The following is an 18,145-nucleotide window of genomic DNA, read 5'->3' as shown; positions in this document are numbered from 1 at the left end:
GGCCATTTGGAGCGCCGGCTGGCGCCTCTACAATCACCCCAACTCAATCCGCACCATTTCCGGGGCAGAACAAAGACTTTTATGGCAAAACATCTCGATTTGGAAGAACAGGAACAGCTTGACGAGCTCAAGCACTTCTGGAAGCAGTACGGTGACATGATCACCTGGGCCCTGATTGTGGTGCTCGGGGCCCTTGCCGCGTGGAATGGATACCAGTACTGGCAGCGTAACCAGGCAGCCCAGGCTTCGGTCATGTATGACGAAGTCGAGCGCGCTGTGCAGTCCGGTGACATGGCAAAAATCGACCGCTCATTAGCCGACATGAAAGATCGTTTTGGCCGGACAACCTATGCCCAGCAGGCGGGACTGCTGGCCGCAAAGGCTTATTACGACAAGGGCAATGTTGACGCATCGCGCGCGGCCCTGAATTGGGTCGCTGAAAAAGCCTCTGATGAGGGCTATCAGGCCATTGCCCGGTTGCGCCTGGCGGGGCTGCTGATTGAGAAGAAGTCTTATGACGAGGCCCTGCAGCAGGTTTCAGGTCCTTTTCCGAAGGACTTCACGGCATTGGTCGCCGACCGGCGTGGCGATATTCTGGCAGCGCAGGGTAAGAAACCAGAAGCGAAAAGTGAATACGAAAAGGCTTACAAGGGGCTTGACGAGCGCTCCGAGTATCGGCGTCTGGTTGAGGTCAAGCTCAACGCGCTGGGGGTTGATCCCAACGCAGGGACAACCAAGGCCGATGCGCCATTGAATACAGAGGTGAAGAAATGATTTATCAATCTTTTAGGCCTCTGGCCCAAGCGGTGCGTGCGCCGGCAGCTATTGTTTTGATAGCGATCCTGAGTGGCTGTTCCTTTTTCGGTGGCGGTCCTGCAAAACCGCAGCCCGCAGAACTTCAGCCGGTGACAGGTCTGGTGTCTGCGCGCCAGATCTGGACCACCCGCGTGGGGCAGGTGAATTTCCCTCTTGAGATGGGGGTTTCGGGTAATACCGTGGCGGTGGCCAGCGGCGACGGCACCGTGGCTTTGCTGGACGCCCAAACAGGCCGCGATTTCTGGCGATTGGCGCTGAATACACCCTTGGCTGCCGGTGCTGGAAACGACGGCAAGGTCGTTGCAGTGGTAACCAAGGCCAATGAAGTCATCGCGTTGCAGGATGGCAAGGAACTCTGGCGCCAAAAGCTGGGCGCCCAGGCATTTTCCGCTCCCTTCGTGGCTGGCTTGAGGGTATTTGTTCTGGCCGCAGACCGTTCGGTCACGGCCTTTGACGGGCTGACGGGTCGCAAGCTTTGGGCGCAGCAGCGGCCCAATGAGCCCCTGGTGCTTCGTCAGTCCGGCGTCATGCTGGCGGTGGGCGATACGTTGGTCGTAGGTTTGGCCGGCCGTCTCGTGGGCCTCAACCCGTCTAACGGCAGCGTCCGTTGGGAGGCACCGATTGCCACGCCTCGCGGTATCAATGACGTGGAACGGCTCGTCGACCTGGTGGGACGCGTCAGCCGGCAGGGCGATATCGTTTGCACGCGGGCGTTCCAGGCAAGCGTTGGATGCGTCAATGCTGTGCGCGGCAACCTGCTGTGGGCCAAGCCGGCCAATGGTGTACAGGGCATTGATGGAGACGATCGCCTGCTGTTCGGCACGGAAGCTGATGGCACTGTGAACGCCTGGCGCCGCACCGATGGTGAGCGTGCGTGGTCCACCGACCGCCTGCGCTACCGTAGCCTCACGGCGCCGGTGGTCGTCGGGCGCTCTATCGCCGTGGGCGATTTTTCCGGCTACGTCCACCTGCTTTCCCGCGAAGACGGCTCATTGCTCAATCGCCTGCCTACCGATGGTTCAGCCATTGCGGCAACGCCCGTGCTTGCTGGCAATACGCTGATCGCCGTGACGCAAAACGGTGGTATTTACGGCTTCCAGCCTCAATAAGGGCCTACGGTCCTGCCAGAAACTGATTGATGAAACCTGTCATAGCGCTAGTCGGCCGTCCGAATGTGGGCAAGTCGACGCTTTTCAACCGGCTGACCAAGACGCGGGATGCGATCGTGGCCGACTTTGCCGGCCTGACGCGGGATCGTCATTACGGTAACGGGAAGCTTGGACCCCACGAATACATCGTGATCGACACCGGCGGATTTGAACCCGATGCGGCGTCCGGTATTTACAAGGAAATGGCCAAGCAGACCCGGCAGGCGGTCGCGGAAGCCGATGTGGTCGTCTTTGTGGTCGACGCCCGCGCCGGCATCAGTGCGCAGGACCACGATATTGCCAAATACCTTCGAAAGCTGGGCAAACCCACCATCCTGACCGCCAACAAAGCCGAGGGCATGACTGAAGGCGTGCAGCTGTCCGAGTTCTTTGAATTGGGCCTGGGCGAGATGCTGGCGGTTTCCGCCTCACACGGCCAAGGCATGCGCACGCTGGTTGACATGGCCTTGGCGCCGCTCAATTTGCCGGATCCGGACGAAGAGGCCGAGCCTCAAGATCCTTCTGTGATTCGTCTGGCCGTGGCAGGACGCCCCAACGTGGGGAAGTCCACGTTGATCAACACCTGGCTGGGCGAAGAACGCCTGGTGGCCTTTGATTTGCCCGGGACAACCCGCGACGCCATTTCTGTGCCTTTTGAACGTGCCGGGCAGAAGTTTGAGCTGATCGACACGGCAGGACTGCGCCGCAAAGGCAAGGTTTTTGAGGCCATCGAGAAGTTTTCCGTGGTCAAGACCCTGCAGGCCATCGAAAACGCCAACGTAGTGCTGCTACTGCTCGACGCCACCCAAGGTGTGACCGATCAGGATGCCCACATTGCCGGCTATATCCTCGAAAGCGGGCGTTCGGTAGTGCTGGCCATCAACAAGTCGGACGCTGTGGACTCCTACCAGCGTGAGCTGCTCGAGCGCTCCATCGAGACCCGGTTGGGTTTCCTCAAATTTGCCGCCATCCATCCAATCTCTGCCATCAAACGGCAGGGCCTGGGCCCGGTCTGGAAGTCGATTGTTCAGGCCCATGCATCGGCCAACCGCAAGATGTCCACACCGGTGCTCACCCGGCTGCTGCTGGAAGCCGTGCAGTTCCAGCAACCCCAGCGATCGGGTGTTTTCCGCCCCAAGTTGCGCTATGCCCACCAGGGCGGCATGAACCCACCCATCATCATCATCCACGGCAATTCGCTCGAGCATGTCACCGAGTCGTACAAACGCTATCTGGAAGGGCGTTTCCGCAAGGAATTTGACCTGGTCGGCACGCCGCTGCGCATCCAGATGAAGAGCTCCCACAACCCCTTTAAAGACAAGGAATCGGCCTAGGACTACATGACCCGGGCCACGCCCTGTGGTAAGGTCAAGTTCTATTAACTTTTGAACACGGAAAATATCGTGAGCAATAACAAAGGTCAGCTCTTGCAGGACCCATTTCTCAACACCTTGCGTCGCGAGCATGTTCCTGTTTCCATTTATCTCGTCAACGGGATCAAATTGCAGGGCCAGATCGAATCCTTCGATCAATATGTGGTTCTGCTTCGCAACACTGTGACCCAAATGGTCTACAAACATGCGATTTCCACCATCGTTCCAGGTCGCGCCGTAAATTTCGCGACCAACGAGTCTGAAGAAAGCCCCGCCAGCTGAGTTCGTACGATGCTCCGGTGAGCCCGAAACCCCTGGTCCTCCTTGTAGGGGTCGATCTGGGGTTGCCAAACTTTGATGCCGATCTGCAGGAACTGGGTTTGCTCGCGCAAACAGCAGGCCTGCAGCCGGTGGCGCGCGTCACTTGCAGGCGCAAGGCGCCCGACGCCGCGCTCTTCATCGGCAGCGGAAAAGCCGACGAAATCAAGCTGATGGCGCTGGACACCGGCGCCACGGAAATTCTGTTCGACCAGTCTCTCAGCCCGGCGCAGCAGCGCAACCTGGAGAGGCACCTGGACATGCCGGTCAACGACCGGACCCTGCTGATTCTTGAAATCTTTGCCCAGCGGGCGCGTAGCCACGAAGGCAAGCTGCAGGTTGAGCTGGCCCGGCTGCAATACATGTCTACACGCCTGGTGCGGCGCTGGTCCCACCTGGAGCGGCAAACCGGCGGCGCCGGTGTACGCGGCGGCCCGGGTGAGAAGCAGATCGAGCTCGACAAACGCATGATCGGTGACGCGATCAAGCGCACCAAGGAACGCTTGCTCAAGGTCAAGAAGCAGCGGCAAACGCAGCGAAAGCAGCGCGAGCGCCGCAATTCCTTCACGATTTCCCTGGTGGGTTACACCAACGCGGGAAAATCCACGCTCTTCAATGCGCTGGTCAAAGCGCGTGCCTATGCGGCCGATCAGCTGTTCGCCACGCTCGACACCACCACGAGGCAGCTTTATTTGGGTGACGCCGCGCGTTCTGTGTCGTTGTCGGACACCGTGGGTTTCATCCGTGACCTGCCGCACGGCTTGATTGATGCCTTTGCCGCAACCCTGCAGGAAGCGGCGGATGCCGACTTGCTGCTGCACGTGGTGGACGGCGCCAATCCCGACTACCTCGAGCAGATCGAGCAGGTCCAGCGCGTGCTTTCGGAGATTGGCGCGGCCGATGTGCCGCAAATATTGGTGTTCAACAAGCTGGACGCTATTGAAAAGGACAGCTTGCCCCTGCACCTGCAAGACATGTTCGAACTCAGGGACGCGTTTGAGGGCTCAAGCCGCAGCGTTGAACGGGTGTTCGTGAGTGCGCAGACAGGTGAAGGCCTGCCGCTTTTGCGGGCGCTGCTGGCTGGCTATGCGGTCAACCCGCCAGCCGACGAAATCCCCCAAACTGCCGAAGACCTTGCCTGATATGGCGGTTTCATTAGGCACAATGTCGGTGTAATGAAAAAAAGTGAGTTTGATCCCATGAATCTGAACCCCGTGCTGCAGACCTTGACGAGCTTGCCAGGCCGGCTCAAGCAACGCGCCCAAGGCATGTTCAACCTCAATGATCCGCGCTGGGGCCGGGATGACGACAAACCGTCTTCTGACGATGCCAAGCCCGAAGCTCCGCGGGAGGACAAGCAACCGACCCGGCCCGCCAACCGTCCGCAGGGGCAGGGGCCCAACCAGGGCCCACCCGACCTGGATGAACTCTGGCGCGACTTCAACCGCAAGCTTGGCGGCCTTTTTGGCGGTGGCAAGAACAACCCCAACCGTGGTGGATTTGGCCGCGGCAATGGCGGTGGAAACAACGGCGGCAGCGGCGGCGGCTTTCAGCCCGACATGAAAAGTGCCGGCATTGGTGTCGGACTGATTGCCAGCGTCGCGGTGCTGATCTGGCTTGGCACCGGGTTTTTCATCGTCCAGGAAGGCCAGCAGGCCGTCATCACCCAGTTCGGAAAATACCACTCCACCGTGGGCGCGGGCTTCAACTGGCGGCTTCCGTATCCTGTGCAGCGCCACGAAATCGTTGTGGTCACGCAGATCCGTTCAGTGGATGTCGGCCGTGACGTCATCATCAAGGCGACAGGCCTGCGCGACTCGGCCATGCTGACTGAAGACGAAAACATCGTTGAAATCAAGTTTGCCGTGCAGTACCGCCTGAACGATGCGCGCGCCTATCTGTTTGAAAGCAAGGACCCTGCAGCGGCGGTGGTTCAAGCTGCCGAAACAGCCGTCCGTGAAGTGGTCGGGAAAATGAAGATGGACCTGGCCCTGGCGGAAGAGCGTGACCAGATCGGGCCACGCGTGCGCGCCCTGATGCAGACCATCCTCGATCGTTACAAGGTCGGCGTTGAAGTTGTCGGCATCAACCTTCAGCAGAGCGGTGTGCGCCCCCCCGAGCAGGTGCAGGCAGCGTTTGACGATGTGCTCAAGGCCGGCCAGGAGCGCGAACGCGCCAAGAACGAAGCCCAGGCATACGCCAACAATGTGATCCCGCGTGCCGTGGGTTCCGCGTCCCGCCTCAAGGAAGAGTCTGAAGCCTACAAAGCCAAAATCGTGGCCCAGGCACAGGGTGATGCCCAGCGCTTTCGTTCGGTGCTGACCGAATACCAGAAGGCGCCCCAGGTGACCCGTGACCGTATGTACACCGACGCCATGCAGCAGGTTTATTCCAGTGTGACCAAGGTGATGGTCGAGTCCCGTCAGGGCTCCAACCTGCTGTACCTGCCGCTGGACAAAATCATGCAGATGACGGCGCAGGGTGATGCTGGCAGTACCGCAGAGCCCGCGCTGGTTCCCGGCGCAGCGTCTTCGCCAACGGTGCCTGCCGCGCCGGTTTCCAGCTTGCCCCTCGATGCCCGCTCCCGCGATGCTTCCCGCACGCGCGATCGTGAAACACGCTAAGGAAGACGATCGTGAATAGAGTTGGATTTATCATTTCTTCGTTGCTGGTGATCCTGGCATTGCTCAGCTCCACGCTTTTTGTGGTGGACCAGCGGCAGTTCGGCGTGGTTTATGCGTTGGGGCAGATCAAGGATGTGGTCACTGAGCCGGGCCTGCATTTCAAGATGCCGCCGCCGTTCCAGAACGTCTCCTACATCGACAAGCGCCTGCTGGTGCTCGACAGCGTCGACGCTGAGCCTATGCTGACGGCAGAAAAGCAGCGTGTCGTGATCGACTGGTACGTGCGCTGGCGCATCATCCAGCCCACCGACTACATCCGCAACGTCGGCCTGGACGAAAAAACCGGCGCCAACCAGCTCAACCGCGTGGTGCGCAATGCCTTCCAGGAAGAGATCAACAAACGCACCGTCAAGGACCTGCTTTCGCTCAAGCGCGAAGCCCTGATGGCCGACGTCAAGCGCGAAGTGCTTCAAGCCGTGCAGGGTGCGCAGCCCTGGGGCGTTGACGTGGTCGACGTGCGTATCACGCGCGTGGACTATGTGGAAGCCATCACCGATTCCGTCTACAAGCGCATGGTTGCGGAGCGCCAACGTGTGGCCAATGAACTGCGTTCTACCGGTTTGGCAGAAGGCGAAAAAATCCGCGCCGACGCCGACCGCCAGCGAGAAGTCACCATCGCCAACGCCTACCGCGATGCGCAAAAGGTCAAAGGCGAGGGCGATGCCGAAGCCGCTCGCACCTACGCAGAATCGTTCGGCCGCGACCCGCAGTTCGCTCAGTTCTACCGCAGCCTCGATGCCTACAAAGCCAGCTTCAACAAGAAGAGCGACGTGATGGTTCTGGACCCTTCATCCGACTTTTTCAAGGCGATGCGCGGCCCAGGCTCCGGCAACGCCGCACCCGCCAAAAAATAAGCCGGCGTGGACGGCAACACCTTCTGGATGGCGCTGGCCCTGATGCTGGTCATCGAGGGCCTGTTGCCTTTCATCTCTCCCGGCGGCTGGCGCCGCATGTTCGAGCAGATTCTCACTCTGGGCAACGGTCAGATCCGCTTCTTCGGCTTGTGCAGCATTGCGGCGGGCCTGATCCTGCTGGCTGTGCTGGCCTGATTTCGCCTCCCTCGGCAAGCCGGCCACTGGCAGGTATTTCCGCCAGAGTGCGTCATTGGGTCCTCAGTGGGCCGAAAACCCGCTTCAAGCCCGGTAAAATGCTGTTTTTAACAGCCCACGAAAATCACAATGCCCGCCTGGTCGTCATCATGGCAATTGCCCGATCAAATTGCCGATGTCCTGCCCTCCGAGGCGCGCCACATCGAAGAGCTGCGCCGTCTGTTCCTCGACACCGCCCGCAGCTATGGCTATGAACTTGTCATGCCGCCGCTGCTCGAGCACCTCGAGTCGCTCCTGACCGGTACCGGCGAGGCCCTAGATCTGCAGACTTTCAAGCTGGTGGACCAACTCTCCGGCCGCACCTTGGGCCTGCGTGCCGACACCACGCCCCAGGTAGCCCGCATTGATGCGCATTTGCTCAACCGCAGCGGTGTTGCCCGCTTGTGCTATTGCGGCCCGGTGCTGCACACCCGTGCCGACCGCCCTCATGCCACCCGTGAACCGCTGCAGTTTGGCGCCGAAATCTATGGCCATGCCGGACTGGAAGCAGACCTGGAAGCCCAGCAGCTGGCGCTGGAAGGCCTCAAGGCGGCCGGTGTCACTGAACTGAGCGTGGACATGGCGGACGTCCGCATCGTCAACAGCCTGCTGGCTGGCGCCAGCGTCAACGGCAAAACACTGGCGCTCATCCATGCCGCGCTGGCGGCCAAGGACGCGAGCGAACTCGGCAGCCTGATCGCCAGCCTCAAGGACGGCATTTCGGCTGTGGCGCGAGACGGTCTCAAGGCGTTGCTGCAGCTTTATGGTGACGAGAAAGTGCTGGCCGAAGCGGAAAAAATCCTGCCGCCCTCAACAGGCCTTAAGGCGGCGCTGCAAAACCTGAAATGGCTGGCCGCACACACCAGGGGTGAAAAAGGCGATGTCAAGGTCAGTTTTGACCTGGCCGACCTGCGCGGCTACGCCTATTACAGCGGCACCCGCTTTGCCATTTACGGCCAGGGCGCCGAACTGGTGCGCGGCGGCCGCTATGACGAAGTCGGTGCCGTGTTCGGCCGCAACCGGCCTGCAGCAGGCTTCAGCCTTGACCTCAAAGAGCTGGTCAGTGTGCTGCCACCCCGGGCCCTCAAGGCCGCCATCCGTGCGCCATGGGGGGAAGATACCGGCTTGCGTGCCGCCATCGCCCGCCTGCGTGSGGGCGGCGAAACCGTGGCCTGCGTGCTGCCCGGCCACGAACATGAAGTCAATGAGTTTGATTGCGACCGCGAACTGGCAAACGCTGCCGGTCAATGGGTGGTCCAGCCCCTTAAAAAAGCCGCTTGAGGGCCTGCGCCCGGCTTTATCCCGAAACCTTAACGAGAATTGAAGATGACAAACAAACAAACCGCAGCCGCGGGCCGTAATGTCGTGGTCGTGGGCACCCAGTGGGGCGACGAAGGCAAGGGCAAGCTGGTCGACTGGCTGACCGAGATGTCGCAAGGCGTGGTGCGCTTTCAGGGCGGCCACAATGCCGGCCACACGCTGGTCATCAATGGCGTGAAAACGGCGCTGCACCTGATTCCCAGCGGCATCATGCGCCCCGGCGTGAAGTGCTATATCGGCAACGGCGTGGTGCTGTCGGCCGCCAAATTGTTCGAAGAAATTGAGGGGCTGGAAAAAGCCGGCGTTGAGGTGCGTTCGCGCCTGCGCGTCAGCGAAGCCTGCCCGTTGATCCTGCCTTTTCACGTCGCGCTGGATGTCGCGCGCGAGGCTTACCGCGAGAAGGGCGGCACGACCAAGATCGGCACCACCGGCCGCGGCATCGGCCCCGCGTATGAAGACAAAATTGCCCGCCGCGCGCTGCGCGTGCAGGATCTCAAGTACCCCGACCGTTTTGCCGCCAAGCTGCGTGAACTGCTGGACCTGCACAATTTCGTGCTGACCGGCTACCTGCATGCGCCGGCAGTCGACTTTGACACCGTCTACGCCGAAGCCATGCGCCACGCCGAGTTGCTCAAGCCCATGATGGCCGACGTTTCGCGCGAACTCAACGATGCCAACGAGGCCGGTGCCAACCTGCTGTTTGAAGGCGCGCAAGGCACCTTGCTCGACGTCGATCACGGCACCTATCCCTATGTCACTTCCAGCAACTGTGTGGCCGGCAATGCCGCCGCGGGCGCGGGCGTGGGCCCGGGCATGCTGCATTACATCCTCGGTATCACCAAGGCTTACTGCACCCGCGTGGGCGGCGGGCCTTTTCCGACCGAACTCGACTGGGAAAAGCCCGGCACGGTGGGCTACCACCTCAGTACCGTGGGCGCCGAAAAAGGCGTGACCACGGGGCGCAGCCGCCGCTGCGGCTGGTTTGACGCCGCGCTGCTCAAGCGTTCGGCCCAGGTCAACGGCCTCTCGGGTCTGTGTATCACCAAACTCGACGTGCTCGACGGTATCGATGAGCTCAAGCTGTGCACCGGCTACGAGCTTGACGGCCACATCACCGACATCCTGCCGATGGGTGCTGAAGAGATCGAGCGCTGCAAACCCATTTACGAGACCTTGCCGGGCTGGAGCCAGAGCACCGTGGGCGTCACGCAATACGACAAGCTGCCGGCTGCCGCGCAGAAATACCTGCACCGCATCGAGGAAGTGACTGGCGTGCCGATCCACATGATTTCGACCAGCCCGGACCGTGACCACACTATCCTGTTGCGCAATCCGTACGCCGCCTAGCCATAAAACTTCAGCAAAAAATGCACCCAGTCCAATAGGGACGGGCGCAAGCAGCTATCAAATCAGGAGCATTTCATGTTGACAGAAGACGGCAAGCATCTCTATGTGAGCTATGACGAGTACCACAACCTGATTGAAAAACTGGCCATCAAGATCCATCAGTCCGGCTGGCAATTTGACACCATCCTGTGCCTGGCCCGCGGCGGCATGCGTCCCGGCGACATTCTTTCGCGCATTTTCGACAAGCCGCTGGCCATCATGTCTACCAGCTCCTACCGCGCCGACGCCGGCATGACGCAGGGCAACCTCGACATTGCCCGCTTCATCACCACGCCCAAGGGCGAGATCGCCGGCAAGGTGCTGCTGGTCGACGACCTAGCCGATTCCGGCCACACGCTCAACGCGGTGATCCACCAGCTCAAGAACAACTACAAACCGATCACAGAACTCCGCAGCGCCGTGATCTGGACCAAGGGCGTCTCGACCTTCCAGCCTGATTATTCGGTCGAACTGCTGCCCACCAATCCGTGGATCCACCAGCCGTTTGAAGGATACGACTCTCTTTCCCCTGCCCAGTTGATGGCCAAATGGAAAATTTGAGCCGACAAATGCTCGGGGCCGGTGCACGATAACCGCCTCAATGCCGCTGATGCTGAAGTCCCGCCTAGGCTATGCTGCGTTGTTCGTAGCGGTTGCGGGCACCCTGTTGCTGGCATTGGCAAATCGAGAGAAACCCCTTCAGAAAAATTCACTTCCCGAATCTGCCTCGGTGCAACTGCGATGGAGCCACGCGGGCAGTTCGTCGTGGAAAGAGATTCGCTATGAAACGAACAGGACATTTACATCGTCTGATGGGCGAGCCGTGGATTCCAGGGTCGAGTCCCGCTTGGAGAACCTGGGCAATGGACTTGTTCGCAGATCTGACAACTGGTATCCCAAGCTTGCTGGTAACGCGCTTGTCTTTGAAGAGCGCTATCTCATGTATGCAAATCTCTTCGGGCTTACTGCCCGATACAGGGAGCCCGCACCGGTTTTTCACGCCATTTTTGAAAATACCGGCTGGTTGGAAAACAGGCTTGTCGAGCTCGAATTCCATCCCCCCGACTTGAATACCTTTCATTCGCAGTGGCTGCTCCAGGCCAGGTTTACGCAGCTCCAGGATCGTTTTCCCACAACCATGGACGGCAAGACAACCGAACGGTTTACAAAGGACATCCGGTGTGTGCCAGTTTTGCCTGATGCTCGCGCAAGCGGCAAGCGGACTACCGTGTCTTGCCAGATAAAGAGCCAGGATGGCACAACGCGAAATTCCATCTACGCCTTCATGCATGAAGTCGGAATTTTTATTTTGAGCGAGTACCAGCAAGTCAAAGACGGTGAATCTGAGTCGGTTCGCAGCGTTATACGCAAAGTCCGGGTTGATGGCGTCGAACTGCAGCTCTAAATGGCGCTCAAGGTGGTTCAATTAACCGTTCGGAGCTGAAATGCGCGGCAAGTTGCTACCATTTCCAGATGACTGATAAATCCACCACCCTGATCCACCACCCCTACAAGCCACCTGCCGGGTTCGACGCCATCCCGCCCGGGGTCTACAAAGCCTCTACCATTGCATTCCCGACCGTCGCCGCGCTGCGCACCCGCGACTGGAAGCACAAGACCGGCTACACCTACGGCCTGCACGGAACCCCCACCACCTTCACGCTGGAAGAGCGCATCGCCACCCTGGAAGGAGGCGAGTACTGCACCCTGGTGCCCAGCGGCCTGGCGGCAGTGGTGCTGGTGGGCATGGCGCTGCTCAAGGCCGGCGACGAGCTGCTGATTCCCGACAACGCCTACGGGCCCAACAAGAGCTTCGCGCAGGGCGAACTGGCCGCCTGGGGCATCACCCACCGCTTCTACGACGCGATGAACCCCGCAGACCTCGCCGCCAAGCTGGGCCCCAAAACCCGGCTGGTATGGATCGAAGCGCCGGGCTCCATCACGCTGGAGTTTCCCGACATGCCGGCGCTGGTCGCCGCGGTCAAGGCGCACCAGAATGCGCATCCCGCCGGCATCGTGACCGCACTCGACAACACCTGGGGCGCCGGCCTGGCTTTCAATGCGTTTGACCTGGGGCTCGATATTTCGGTCCAGGCCCTGACCAAATACCCCAGCGGTGGTGCCGATGTACTGATGGGCTCCGTCGTCACGCGTGACGAGGCGCTGCACCACCTGGTCCATTTTTGCCACATGCGCGTGGGTTATGGCGTGGGCGGCAACGATGCCGAACTGGTGCTGCGCGGCCTGAACAGCATGGCCCTGCGTTATGCCGCCCAGGATGCCGCGACGCGGGAGCTGGCCGGCTGGCTGCAAACCCGGCCGCAAATCGCGGCCATGCTTCACCCGGCCTTGCCCGGCTCGCCTGGCCATGAAACCTGGAAACGCGACAGCACGGGCGCTGCCTGCCTGATGAGTGCCGTCTTCAAGCCGGAGTTCACGCAGGACCGGGTGGACCGCTTTTGTGACAGCCTCAAGCTCTTCAAACTGGGCTACAGCTGGGCAGGCCCCATGAGCCTGTGCGCACCGTACGACATACCGGCCCTTCGCACCACGCCATGGCCGTACAAGGGGGGGCTGGTGCGCTTTTCGGTGGGCCTGGAGGCCGTAGCGGACCTGCAGGCGGACATTGCCCAGGCGCTGGAAAAAGCCTGACCAAAGGCTTGGCATACCGTGACGGCAATGCAGTACAGTAAGGGTTACCTATTCACGAAAGCACGCAGTGGCAACTCCCAATTACTCTTACGAAAAGCGCCAGAAAGAGCTTGCGAAAAAACGCAAAAAAGAAGAAAAGCTCAAGCGCAAGGCAGAGGGCAAGCCGGACGATGCCGCTGACGACGGGACCGATGCGCCCGATGTCGACGGTGAGGCGCCCGGTGGCCTTCCACCTGTAGACTCGGCCCCCTGAGCCTCCCCGATTCTTGATGAAAAAAGGCTGCAGCCCTTGATGGACAAGCGCAAGAAGCTATTGATTTGATAGCAACAAAACGCAAAAAAGCCAAAAAAACGGCAGGCAATCAAAAACCCGGCAACACCTGTGAAGGTCAGCCGGGTTTGTCGTTTCAGGGGGCGGAATTTTCAGCCTGTAGGGCTTGCGCCAGCGCGGTCATGGCTGCGGTGCTGTGATCCTGCGGCGAAAGCACACGGGCCGTGGCATGCCCGGAAAAATTGCGCTGCATCGACTGCAGGTAACCCGGGTCGTAGTGTTGGACCAGCAGCTCACGCACCACAGAAGCCACGTCGCCGCTGCGGGCGCGCGCCTGCCAGTCCTGCACCGTGGCCTTGCCGCGTGCTTCCGTCAGCGCACCCAGGCGTTCGCAGAAGAACGCGATGTCCTTTACAAAAAAGTCATAGTCTTCCAGCAGCAGCAATACGCGTTCATCCTCCGGCAGGTCCAGCTGCAGGCAAGGGCTGGCCCGCATGGCGGTGATCAGGCCTTCCGGCACGGCCACATTGCCGACTTTTTTACTTTCACTTTCAATGTAGACCGGCTGGGCTGGGTCAAAGCGTTTCAGCGTGGCCCAGATGCTGCTGTCAAACGCCTTCTGGCTGGGCTGCTGCACGCCGGGAATGGCGCCCAGCACCGAGCTGCGGTGGTTGGCCAGCGCTTCCAGGTCCAGCACCTGCGCGCCTTCGGCCGCCAGGGCCTGCAGCAGCCGGGTCTTGCCTGAACCCGTGGGGCCGCACACCACCCGGTAGCGAAAGCGGCCGGCCAGCTGCGGCAAATCCGCCACCAGCGCGGCGCGAAATGCCTTGTAACCGCCGTCTACCAGCGTCACCTTGAAGCCGATCTGGTCCAGCACCAGCGCCAGCGAGCCGCTGCGCTTGCCGCCGCGCCAGCAGTACAGCAGCGGTTGCCATTCGCGGGGTTTGTCCAGCACATCACGCTGGATGTGTTCAGCGATGTTTTTGGCCACCAGCGCCGCGCCCAGTTTTTTGGCTTCGAACTGGCTGATCTGCTTGTATTTGGTGCCGACGATCTTGCGTTCCTCGTCGCGCAGGCTGGGCCAGTTCACCGCGCCCGGGAGGTGGTCTTCGGCGTATTCGCCTTCGCTGCGGGCGTCAATCACCCCGGAATAACGCCCGAGCGTTTGGAGCGCCTCTTCGGCAGAAATGCGGTCCAGGCTCACTTGACCAGTTTCTTCAGTTCGGGCCACACATTGGCAAGCATCTTCGCCTGCGACTGCTCGTTCGGGTGGATCCGGTCAGCCTGGAAGTTGGCCACCGGGTCGGCCGCGTCGGCAATGCCCTTGAGAAAGAAGGGCACCAGGGCCACTTTTTCCGCCTTGGCGATCTTGCCGAACAGCCCCGAAAACGTGGCCGCGTAGGCGCTGCCATAGTTGGGCGGTACCTGCATGCCCACCAGCAGCACGCGTGCCCCCGCTTTTTTGGAGGCCTGGGTCATCAGGATGAGATTCTTTTCGGTCATGTCCAGCGGCAACCCCCGCAGGGCATCGTTGCCGCCCAGCTCAATCACCACCACGGCGGGTTTGTGCTGTGCCAGCAGCGCCGGCAGGCGTGAACTGCCGCCCGAAGTGGTGTCACCGCTGATACTGGCGTTGACGACTTTGGCAGTCTTCTTTTCGCCGGCAAGCTGTTTTTCCAGCAGCGGCACCCAGCCCGTTCCGCGTTTCAGGCCATATTCGGCGCTGAGTGAGTCACCGACCACCAGAATGGTTTCCCCTTTGGGCACCGGCGTTTGCGCCATTGCCGCCGGGGCACCGCCACCCACCACGGCGGCCACAAGCAGCGCCCCGAAAGGTTTTAGCAAACGCTTTGCCGCCGCAAGGGCAAGCTTGGTAAAGTCTGAATTCATATTTCCTGACAAGGCCGACATGTTTGAACCCGTGGTGAGTGGCGTGAATGATGGTTCCAGGGCTGCGGCTTCCGCTGTGCCCGCACCGTCCCCGACCTCTTCAATTATTTCCGTTGAGCATGTTTTCAAGTCGGTCACCGACTCCACCGGCACATTGGCCATTTTGCGCGATATTGACTTCGCCCTGGCCCCCAGGGAAACCGCCGCCATTGTCGGTGCATCGGGTTCCGGCAAAAGCACCTTGCTGTCCATCATCGCAGGGCTGGACACGCCCACGCAGGGCACGGTCAGGCTGGCGGGGCAGGACATCTTTGCAATCAGCGAAGACGACCGGGCCGCCCTGCGTGCGCAAAAGGTCGGGTTTGTCTTCCAGAGCTTTCAGCTCATGGGCAATTTGACGGCGCTTGAGAACGTCATGCTGCCGCTGGAGCTGTCGGGCGCCAAAAACGCACGCTCGCTGGCCACCGACATGCTCAAGCGTGTCGGTCTGGGGGAGCGGCTGGGCCACTACCCGAAAGTGTTGTCGGGCGGCGAACAGCAGCGTGTGGCGCTGGCCCGTGCCTTTGTGGTGCAGCCGGCGGTGCTGCTGGCCGATGAGCCTACGGGCAGCCTGGACTTTGCCACCGGCGAGACGGTGATGTCGTTGATGTTTGAACTCAACCGCGAACTCGGCACGACCCTGGTACTGGTGACGCATGACCAGGCCATCGCGTCGCGCTGCGAGCGGCGCATCACCATTGATGCGGGACGCGTCAGCCCGGTGTGATTTTGAAAAGATCCTGGGCCAAAACCTTAAGGGGAAATGGCCTGAAGGCCTTTGTCATCGGGCGCAAGCAGCTATCAAAAGCATAGCGTATTGCGGGGCGTAAAAGCTGCCCTCAGCGCCCGCCGTGCATTTTCTGCGCGATGGCCAGAAATTTCGCGCGATCATCAGGCCGGTCAATCTGCTGCGCCAAAGCGTGGATCAGTGCCAGAAAGGTAAGCTGCCGGGCTGCTTCCTTGCGCACCAGGGTTTTGGCGAGCGGGCCGATATGCTGGCTGAGCGCGCGTTCCAGCTGCGCCTGCAGCTCCGCATTGAAATTCTGCACATTGATGGACGTGGAAGATGCCGAGGTCGTTCCGGATGTCGTTGCCGATGTGGACAGGGGCCGGCTCATGTCGGAGCGCAAGGGGCGGGAAAACGTCGAGGAAATGGGTCGGCTATAGCTGCTGCTGCCGCCGGTAGAGCGCGATGGGCCACTGGCGCCATGCAGCCCCGAATTCACCGTCGCGCTGGCGTGGCGCGGCTTCAGGAAGGCTTCGCGGGCCGTCGCATCGGGAATGGAAATGGCCAGCAGGTCGCGCAGCCCCTGGGCGCTGACCGTGCGCGGGATGGCTTTCTTGACCAGCACCTTGGCCAGCGGCCCGATGGCCTTGGCCAGCTCGTTTTCAATTTCCAGCGCGATTTCCGGGGTGAGCGACGCCAGCGCAGCAAAAGAGGCGGTGTGTTCGAACTCCATGTTGCGGGACATCGGCGCGGCCGGTGCGGCGTTCGGGTCCAGCACCGCGTAGATCTCGTGCGAGCGCAGATGCTTGTCCATGTGCGGGCCGAGGTAGTCGAAGAGGCTGGCGGCGCTGTCGGTGATGCGTGAAATCACGTCGTAATAGGCACGCGAGACCACGATCTGGTTGGGCCTGGAGAAGTCCATGATGCGTTGGGCTACATTGATGCCGTCGCCCACCACATTGACGCGGTTGTTGATGTCAAACACCATGCGGATCGGCCCCAGGTGCAGGCCCACCCTCAGGGACAGCTTGCGGCCGTATTTTTGCACCAGCAGGTCGCGCAGCAGCAGGGCCGACTGCAGGGCCTCTTCGGGGTCGCCCAGAAAGCAGATCGCCGCGCCGTCGCCGGTGTCGATCATGATGCGTGACGACTCCTTCACGCCGCCGATGGCCTTGGTGATGAGTTCGTTGAACAGGGTCTTCAGTGCCACCTGTTGGTCGACCGAATAGGTGGAGTAGGACACCAGGTCCAGGAACATGATCGTGCCCAGTACGTTCTTGCGCAGGTTTTCGGCACTGTTGAGCGGAATGGACTGGGAATTGGCCGCGTAGGCGAGCACGGCGCTTTCGGACAGCAGCTTGCTTGTCTTTGTGGTTGACGTATCGGTCTGCGGCGCTACCGTCGCTGCCGGGGCAATGGCGGCTGTGTTGGACGACGGGTTGGCGGCGCGGATGGTCTGCGTCTTGAGAAAGTCCGAGCTGATCAGGGCCTGGCGCAGGGCTCCGACGTCCTGCGGGCGCTGTGTTTCGTTGGGCATCATGGCCCAGTCGATGGCGCGCAGCAGGGGCGCACCGAAGACCACCGCGCTGGCCGTGTCGGCCGCCTTGGGCATGGTGTCCTCGCGCACCCGCGAGGCCGACTCCATGGGCTTGTGGCCCGTCGTCATCCAGTACATCACCGCACCCAGCGAATAGACGTCCGTCCAAGGCCCCTGGTGGCCCTTGCTGTGGTACTGCTCAAACGGTGCGAAGCCCGGGCTCACGATGTTGGTCATGTCGTGGTTGCCGGTCACGCGCCGGGCGGCACCGAAGTCGAGCAGCACCGGCGTGCCGTCGGCGCGGATGTAGATGTTGTCCGGCTTGATGTCGCGGTGCAGGAAATTCACCTTGTGCACCGCTTCCAGCCCGTCCATCAACGGGTAGATGATCTTCAGCAGGCCCTGCTGGTCCAGCGCCGGCTGCCTGGCCAGCCAGCGCTTGAGCGGGTCGCCGGACTCGTACTCCATGACGATGTAGGCGGTCCCGTTTTGCTTGAAGTAACGCAGCACCCGCACGATGTTTGGGTGGCGAAAGGACGCCAGCGCCCGCGCTTCGTCGAGGAAACGCTCCAACCCCCAATTGAACTGGCCGTTGTTCGCGCTTGAGCGCACGTGCACTGACAGGTCTTCCGAACGCACGGCCAGGTCGCCGGGAAAGTACTCCTTGATGGCTACCGGCAGCTGCAGGTTGATGTCCTGCGCCAGATAGGTGATGCCGAAGCCGCCGCCGCCCAGCATCTTGTCGATGCGATATTCAAAAACGGTTTGCCCCGGCAGAAGCGCAGCCGCGTCCTTGCCTTCGCCGCCTGTGGGACGCGCGGGCAGGGCTTGCGTTGTTTCTTCCGGTTCTTCCATTCGTGGGATCGATTCGTGGGGGCTGAGGGTGCCTGTGAATT

18 protein-coding genes are annotated in these 18,145 nt (G+C 61.0%); 15 read left to right on the top strand and 3 right to left on the bottom strand.

The annotated features are described in order from the left end of the window. Positions 1–81: 81 nt before the first annotated feature. The 14 genes from AC1D1J_RS02715 (at position 82) to AC1D1J_RS02650 (ending at position 13,038) form a co-directional block, all read left to right on the top strand. Positions 82–774 (top strand): YfgM family protein, encoded by a 693-nt coding sequence (locus tag AC1D1J_RS02715; protein WP_477685698.1) that lies wholly within the window; start codon positions 82–84, stop codon positions 772–774. Then, the gene (gene bamB, locus AC1D1J_RS02710) at positions 771–1,925 is read left to right on the top strand and encodes an outer membrane protein assembly factor BamB (protein WP_477685699.1); all 1,155 of its coding nucleotides are present in this window, start codon (positions 771–773) and stop codon (positions 1,923–1,925) included. The genes AC1D1J_RS02715 and bamB overlap by 4 nt, the downstream gene beginning before the upstream one ends. Positions 1,926–1,954: 29 nt before the next feature. Further along, on the top strand, positions 1,955–3,298 hold the full coding sequence (gene der / locus AC1D1J_RS02705; RefSeq protein WP_477685700.1) for a ribosome biogenesis GTPase Der: 1,344 nt from the start codon (positions 1,955–1,957) through the stop codon (positions 3,296–3,298). Between the two features lie 51 nt (positions 3,299–3,349). Beyond that, a complete protein-coding gene (gene hfq / locus AC1D1J_RS02700) occupies positions 3,350–3,619 on the top strand; it encodes an RNA chaperone Hfq (protein ID WP_411883131.1) in 270 nt (89 codons plus the stop codon). 17 nt (positions 3,620–3,636) lie between these two features. Next, positions 3,637–4,797: a GTPase HflX gene (gene hflX, locus AC1D1J_RS02695; RefSeq protein ID WP_457306705.1), complete on the top strand. Its 1,161-nt coding sequence runs from the start codon at positions 3,637–3,639 to the stop codon at positions 4,795–4,797. Between the two features lie 57 nt (positions 4,798–4,854). Beyond that, a complete protein-coding gene (hflK, locus tag AC1D1J_RS02690) occupies positions 4,855–6,279 on the top strand; it encodes an FtsH protease activity modulator HflK (protein WP_477693823.1) in 1,425 nt (474 codons plus the stop codon). Between the two features lie 11 nt (positions 6,280–6,290). Next, positions 6,291–7,193 carry a protease modulator HflC gene (gene hflC, locus AC1D1J_RS02685; RefSeq protein ID WP_457280677.1) on the top strand — a complete coding sequence of 301 codons (903 nt, stop codon included), beginning with the start codon at positions 6,291–6,293 and terminating at the stop codon, positions 7,191–7,193. Between the two features lie 6 nt (positions 7,194–7,199). Continuing rightward, positions 7,200–7,388, top strand: coding sequence for a DUF2065 domain-containing protein (locus tag AC1D1J_RS02680; RefSeq protein WP_457280678.1), 189 nt, complete (start codon positions 7,200–7,202; stop codon positions 7,386–7,388). A 129-nt stretch (positions 7,389–7,517) separates the two neighbouring features. Then, a complete protein-coding gene (locus AC1D1J_RS02675; protein ID WP_477693822.1) occupies positions 7,518–8,708 on the top strand; it encodes an ATP phosphoribosyltransferase regulatory subunit in 1,191 nt (396 codons plus the stop codon). A 45-nt stretch (positions 8,709–8,753) separates the two neighbouring features. Continuing rightward, on the top strand, positions 8,754–10,094 hold the full coding sequence (locus AC1D1J_RS02670) for an adenylosuccinate synthase (RefSeq protein WP_457280680.1): 1,341 nt from the start codon (positions 8,754–8,756) through the stop codon (positions 10,092–10,094). A 75-nt stretch (positions 10,095–10,169) separates the two neighbouring features. Continuing rightward, positions 10,170–10,694 (top strand): phosphoribosyltransferase, encoded by a 525-nt coding sequence (locus AC1D1J_RS02665; RefSeq protein ID WP_411877599.1) that lies wholly within the window; start codon positions 10,170–10,172, stop codon positions 10,692–10,694. A gap of 40 nt (positions 10,695–10,734) precedes the next feature. Beyond that, positions 10,735–11,538: a hypothetical protein gene (locus tag AC1D1J_RS02660; protein ID WP_477693821.1), complete on the top strand. Its 804-nt coding sequence runs from the start codon at positions 10,735–10,737 to the stop codon at positions 11,536–11,538. 68 nt (positions 11,539–11,606) lie between these two features. Beyond that, positions 11,607–12,785, top strand: a complete 1,179-nt coding sequence (locus tag AC1D1J_RS02655; protein ID WP_477693820.1) for a PLP-dependent transferase — start codon at positions 11,607–11,609, stop codon at positions 12,783–12,785. Between the two features lie 67 nt (positions 12,786–12,852). Next, entirely contained in the window at positions 12,853–13,038 is a 186-nt protein-coding gene (locus tag AC1D1J_RS02650) for a hypothetical protein (RefSeq protein ID WP_477693819.1), read from the top strand. Positions 13,039–13,192: 154 nt separating this feature from the next. On the opposite strand, the gene mnmH is transcribed toward AC1D1J_RS02650, so the two are convergent. Further along, the gene (gene mnmH / locus AC1D1J_RS02645) at positions 13,193–14,260 is read right to left on the bottom strand and encodes a tRNA 2-selenouridine(34) synthase MnmH (RefSeq protein ID WP_477685706.1); all 1,068 of its coding nucleotides are present in this window, start codon (positions 14,258–14,260) and stop codon (positions 13,193–13,195) included. Then, the gene (locus AC1D1J_RS02640; protein ID WP_477685864.1) at positions 14,257–14,838 is read right to left on the bottom strand and encodes an arylesterase; all 582 of its coding nucleotides are present in this window, start codon (positions 14,836–14,838) and stop codon (positions 14,257–14,259) included. The genes mnmH and AC1D1J_RS02640 overlap by 4 nt, the downstream gene beginning before the upstream one ends. Positions 14,839–14,965: 127 nt before the next feature. On the opposite strand from AC1D1J_RS02640, the gene AC1D1J_RS02635 reads away from it, so the two are divergent. Next, the gene (locus tag AC1D1J_RS02635; RefSeq protein WP_477685707.1) at positions 14,966–15,712 is read left to right on the top strand and encodes an ABC transporter ATP-binding protein; all 747 of its coding nucleotides are present in this window, start codon (positions 14,966–14,968) and stop codon (positions 15,710–15,712) included. A gap of 112 nt (positions 15,713–15,824) precedes the next feature. Here the strand turns inward: AC1D1J_RS02635 and AC1D1J_RS02630 are convergent, their stop codons facing one another. Next, on the bottom strand, positions 15,825–18,104 hold the full coding sequence (locus tag AC1D1J_RS02630; RefSeq protein WP_477693818.1) for a protein kinase domain-containing protein: 2,280 nt from the start codon (positions 18,102–18,104) through the stop codon (positions 15,825–15,827). Between the last annotated feature and the right edge of the window lie 41 nt (positions 18,105–18,145).

The organism is Polaromonas sp. P1_F8, assembly GCF_056405635.1.
Note: the sequence above shows the minus strand (reverse complement) of the source record. Positions and strands in the feature narration are given on the sequence as shown.